A 5,220-nucleotide genomic window follows, 5' to 3' on the forward strand; every position below is an offset into this window, starting at 1 on the left:
GAAGTGGGCGTGCTGCCCCGGGCCCACGGCTCGGCGCTGTTCACCCGCGGCGAGACCCAGGCGCTGGTCGTGGCCACGCTGGGCACCGGCGACGACGAGCAGCTGATCGATGCGCTCGACGGCAAGTACTATGAGAAGTTCATGCTGCACTACAACTTCCCGCCCTTCTCGGTCGGGGAGACGGGCCGCATGGGCGCCCCCGGGCGTCGGGAAGTCGGTCACGGCAAGCTGGCCTGGCGGGCGATCCGCCCGATGCTGCCGGCCTATGACGAGTTCCCCTACACGATCCGCCTGGTGTCGGAGATCTTCGAGTCGAATGGCAGCTCGTCGATGGCCTCGGTCTGCGGCTCGTCGCTGGCCCTCATGGACGCCGGCGTGCCCCTGAAGAAGCCGGTCTCCGGCATCGCCATGGGCCTGATCCTCGAGAAGGACGGCTTCGCGGTCCTCTCCGACATCCTGGGCGACGAGGACCACCTCGGCGACATGGATTTCAAGGTGGCCGGCACGCACGACGGCATCACGTCGCTGCAGATGGACATCAAGATCGCGGGCATCACCGAAGAGATCATGAAGCAGGCCCTCGCTCAGGCGAAGGGCGGCCGTGAACACATCCTCGGCGAGATGAACAAGGCCATGGAAGCGCCGCGCGCCCACCTGGGCGAACACGCGCCGAAGATCGAGACGATCAAGATCGCTGTCGACAAGATCCGCGAAGTGATCGGCTCGGGCGGCAAGGTGATCCGCGAGATCACCGCCGAGACCGGCGCCAAGGTCGACATCGGCGAGGACGGCACGATCAAGATCGCGGCCGCCGAGCAGTCGAAGATCGACGCGGCCCGCGACTGGATCAAGTCGATCGCCAGCGAGCCGGAAGTGGGCCAGATCTACACCGGCAAGGTGGTCAAGATCGTCGACTTCGGCGCGTTCGTGAACTTCTTCGGCGCGAAGGACGGCCTGGTCCACGTGAGCCAGATCTCCAAGGAGCGCGTGAACAAGGTCTCCGACGTCCTCACCGAAGGCCAGCAGGTCAAGGTGAAGCTCCTGGGCTTCGACGACCGCGGCAAGACCCGCCTGTCCATGAAGATCGTGGACCAGGAGACGGGCGAGGACCTGTCGTCCAAGGAAGAGAAGGCCGAAGAGACCGCGGACGCGTAAGCGCCGAGCTCGTCGGTAGAGCTACGAGGGGCGGCCGGAGCGATCCGGCCGCCTTTTCGTTGCGCGCCGCGCAGCGGGAGCCTCTTTCGGATCGTCGGGCATGGGGGCAGCATACGGTCGAGGCGCGCGCAGACGCGCCGGATCGAGGAGGGGAAACATGCACGGGATTGGTCTGGACCGGCGGCAGTTGCTCGTGGGGGCCGGCGCGCTGGCGGCGGCGGGGCCGGCTTGGGCGGCGGAGGTCGCGGCGCCCAATGTGCTGGACACCACGCCCGAGAACCAGGCGGCCACGTTCCGCAACCAGGACCAGACGCGGCCCGTGCGCGCGATCCGGCGCGGCGGGACGGTCCGCCCGCTGCCGCCCCACGGACGCACGCTATCCGGCCTGACCTACGCCGGGGAGGGCGGGAGCCGTACGGTCGACGACTACATGGTAAGGCGCCGCACCGGCGGCCTCCTGGTGCTCAAGCGCGGGGAGGTCGCGCTGGAGCGGTACGGCATGGGCAACGGGCCGGAGAGCCGCTGGACCAGCTTCTCGACCGCGAAGTCCATGACCTCCACCCTGGCCGGGGCGGCGCTGCACGACGGATCGATCCGCAGCCTGGACGATCCCGCCGACCTTTACCTGCCGGCCTTGAAGGGCTCGGCCTACGAGAGCGTCTCTGTCCGCAACGTCCTGCGCATGTGCTCGGGCGTGGCCTGGAAGGAGGAATACGATCCGAACGGGACTTCCGACGTCGTCCGCCTGGGCGCCGCCATCGCCGCCGGCCGTCCCGGCGGCGTGGTCGACCTCATGCGCAGCCTGCCGCGCGCGGCGCCGCAAGGCGCCAGGTTCAACTATTCGACCGGTGAGACCTGCCTGCTGGGCGCGATCGTGGCCGCCGCCACGAAGCGCCCGCTGGCCGACTACTACGCCGAGAAGATCTGGGGTCCGGCCGGCATGGAGGCCGACGGCTACTGGCAGCTGGAGACCAAGGGCGGCCTGGAGCTGGCGGGGCTGGGTGTCAGCGCCCGCCTGCGCGACTTCGGGCGCTTCGGCCAGTTCGTACTGGAGGACGGCGTCGTGGGCGGCGGCGGCCGCGCGCTGCCCCGCGGCTGGCGCGACCTCGCCGGACAGCCCGACGTCGAGGCCACCGGGTTTGGCCGGCTGCAGCCCGGCTATCCCCTCGGATACGGCTACCAGTGGTGGGTCCTGCCGCGCGCCGCGGGCAGCGTCCACGACGGCGCCTTCACCGCCCAGGGCATCTTCGGACAGTTCGTCTATGTGAACCCGCTGGAACAGGTCGTGGCGGTCGTCTGGAGCGCCTGGCGCAAGGCCTGGGAGTACGACGCAGAGACGGAGACCTACGCGCTGCTCGGCGCCGCGGTCGAGGCCTTGCGCGCCTGAGGATGAAGACGGCGCCATCCGTGGGCTTCCTCTCGGGTCCAACGGACACCCGCCGGCAGCGCGCCGCGGCGCTGCTGGCGGGCGCGCTCATGCTGCACGACCTGGAGGAGGCCGTGGGCTATCCGCTGGTCCGGCCGGCGGTGCTGGGCCTCTGGCCGTCCGCGCCGCCCGCTGAGGCGTTCTGGACCTCGCTGGCGGTGGTCACCGTGGTCGGCGTCGCCCTGGCGCTGTGGGCGGGCTCGGGCAGGCCTTCCGGCGGCAAGGCGCTGGCCCTGCGCGCGATCGCCTGGGTGCTGCTGGTGAACGTCCTCGTCCCGCATGTGCCGGCGGCCTTCACCCTGGGCGGCTATGCGCCGGGCGTAGTGACGGCGGTCGCGGTGAACCTGCCGGTGTGCCTGCTGGCGCTACGGCTGCTGCGCGGGGTCTGAGCGCCTCCCCGGGCGCCCAAGACAAAGGGCCCGCGTCGCCGCGGGCCCCCCGTCGCCTCTCCCCACCAAACTGAGACTCAGCCGCGCAGCTTGCGCAGCAGGACGTCGATGTCGCGGGCGATGCCGGCGTCCTCGGCCTTGAGCGCCTCGATGCGGCGCACGGCGTGGAGCACGGTGGTGTGGTCGCGTCCGCCGAAGCGCCGGCCGATGTCGGGCAGCGAGCGGGTGGTGATCTGCTTGGCGATCCACATCGCCACCTGCCGCGGACGGGCCACGGCGCGGGCGCGCCGCTCGGAGGTGAGGTCGGCCTGCTTCAGCGCGTAGTGCTCCGCCACGGCCTTCTGGATCATGTCCACCGTCACCTTGCGCTCGTTGACCGACAGGTGCGGGCGCAGGATGGCCTGCGCCTCGTCCAGGGTCAGGCGGGCGATGTCGCCGCCCACGCGAGCCACCAGCGTGTTCAGCGCGCCTTCCAGCTCGCGGACGCTGTCGGTGAAGCGGTCGGCCAGGAACTGCAGCACGTCGGGCCGCGCGGCGGGGTGGAAGCCGCCTTGCTGGGCGAGCGTGTGCAGCTTGCGCTCGAGGATGCCCAGGCGCAGCGTCCGATCGGCCGGCTCGATGCCGCAGACGAGGCCCGCCTGCAGGTGGCTGCGCAGGCGCGGCTCGAGTTCGGAGAGCTCGGTCGGCGAGCGGTCGGCGGTGAGCACCACGCGGCGGCCGTCCTCGACCAGGGCGATGAGCGTGTGGAACAGCTCTTCCTGGGTCTGGGTCTTGCCGGCCACGAAGTGGACGTCGTCGATCAGCAGCAGGTCGGCGTTGCGCAGCTCTTCCTTGAAGGCCCCGGTCTGCTTGGTCTGCAGGGCGTTGACGAACGTGGAGGTGAACCGTTCGGCCGAGAGGTAGACCACCCGCTTGCCGGGACCGGTGCGAATGGCCTCCCACGCGAGCGCGTTCAGGAGGTGGGTCTTCCCGAAGCCGTAGGGGCCGTGGAAGACGACGGGGTTGAAGTGCCCGTCGGCCCAGGACGCCACCCGACGGGCGACGGCGAAGGCGAACTCGTTGGCCGGGCCCGACACGAAGGTGTCGAAGCAGTAGCGCTCCTGCAGGCCCAGCAGCCGGCCCTGACGGGCGGCGACGGGCGCGACGGCCTCGGCCTCCACCTCGAACACGGCCGGGGCCGCGACAGCCGCAGCGCGCGGGGCGGACCCGGCGTTGGCGGCGATCGGTGCATGCGCCGGCGGCGCGGCCACGTAGTTGCTCTCGACTTCCATGCGCGACTTCAGGTCCAGGCGCCGACCCAGCGGGTCGTTCTGCGCCCAAAGTTCGCCAATACGCCGCCATGCATTGTGCCGGATCCAGTCACGCGCGACGCCCGTAGCGGCGACCACGCAGACCTCGTCTCCGGACTCGCGCAGCGCCGCCTGGCCCAGCCACGACCCGAACGTGGCGTCTCCCAGCTCGCGCTTGAGAACCTGGCAGGTCTTGCTCCACACGGCCATTGCCGGCGCGCTTGCCATAGCTCCCGCAGCCCCCCCGCTCATCATCCCTCGAAACCCCATCGAACCACAGACATTATGCCGGGACCCCGAACCCCCCGACGATGCACAAACTCAACGCAAACAATCCCTTATTCGGCGAACGTAGTACGTTGCGCCGCTGCCCCGGTTGGACCGGGATCGAAGGGAAGAAACTTGTAAGACGGCTGACACTAATGGGGGCCGAGGGGGGGTCAACGGGGATTCTTTCCGGCCGCAAGACATATTTCTGTTGACTCGGCAGGGACCCTTTTCGGTCCAAGGGAAAGCCCGAAAACCGGGTGCGGAAGCTGAGCAAATTGGTCGCAGGCGCGCACGGCAAAGCCTAATTCCGCGCACAAAAAAGCAGCGCCCCGGAGGGGCGCCGCTTCTCGTAATTCCTAGAGGCGAAGAGGGGATGAGCCCCCTGGCCGACCTTGCGTCAGGCGGCCGACATCTTCTTCAGCTGGGCGGCCAGGCGCGAGACCTTCCGCGAGCCGGTGTTCTTGTGCACGACGCCCTTGGTGACGGCGCGCATGAGCTCGGACTGGGCCTTCACGAAGGCGTCCTTGGCCACGCCGGCGTCGCCGGAGGCCACGGCCTCCTCGAACTTGCGCAGGAAGGTCCGCACGCGCGAGCGGCGGGCGGTGTTCACTTCGGTGCGGCGGGCGATCTTGCGGACCGCTTTCTTGGCGCCGGGCGTGTTGGCCATTCGAAACTCTTCTCGAAACAGGTC

Annotated in this window: 5 protein-coding genes; 3 read left to right on the forward strand and 2 right to left on the reverse strand. The window is 69.8% G+C overall.

Annotated features, from left to right (window positions below; translation table 11 throughout):
- The 3 genes from pnp to VGD44_RS21935 all read left to right on the forward strand — a co-directional run.
- A partial coding sequence (pnp, locus tag VGD44_RS21925) for a polyribonucleotide nucleotidyltransferase (RefSeq protein ID WP_331090505.1) occupies nt 1-1,155 on the forward strand: 1,155 nt, incomplete at its 5' end.
- A gap of 157 nt (nt 1,156-1,312) precedes the next feature.
- Nucleotides 1,313-2,542, forward strand: a complete 1,230-nt coding sequence (locus VGD44_RS21930; protein ID WP_331090506.1) for a serine hydrolase — start codon at nt 1,313-1,315, stop codon at nt 2,540-2,542.
- A gap of 2 nt (nt 2,543-2,544) precedes the next feature.
- Nucleotides 2,545-2,970 (forward strand): HXXEE domain-containing protein, encoded by a 426-nt coding sequence (locus VGD44_RS21935; RefSeq protein WP_331090507.1) that lies wholly within the window; start codon nt 2,545-2,547, stop codon nt 2,968-2,970.
- Nucleotides 2,971-3,047: 77 nt separating this feature from the next.
- Here the strand turns inward: VGD44_RS21935 and dnaA are convergent, their stop codons facing one another.
- Entirely contained in the window at nt 3,048-4,529 is a 1,482-nt protein-coding gene (dnaA, locus tag VGD44_RS21940) for a chromosomal replication initiator protein DnaA (RefSeq protein ID WP_331090508.1), read from the reverse strand.
- A 397-nt stretch (nt 4,530-4,926) separates the two neighbouring features.
- Nucleotides 4,927-5,196, reverse strand: coding sequence for a 30S ribosomal protein S20 (gene rpsT / locus VGD44_RS21945; protein ID WP_331090509.1), 270 nt, complete (start codon nt 5,194-5,196; stop codon nt 4,927-4,929).
- Between the last annotated feature and the right edge of the window lie 24 nt (nt 5,197-5,220).

The sequence above is a fragment of the Phenylobacterium sp. genome (genome assembly GCF_036402295.1).
Taxonomy (GTDB): Bacteria; Pseudomonadota; Alphaproteobacteria; order Caulobacterales; family Caulobacteraceae; genus Phenylobacterium.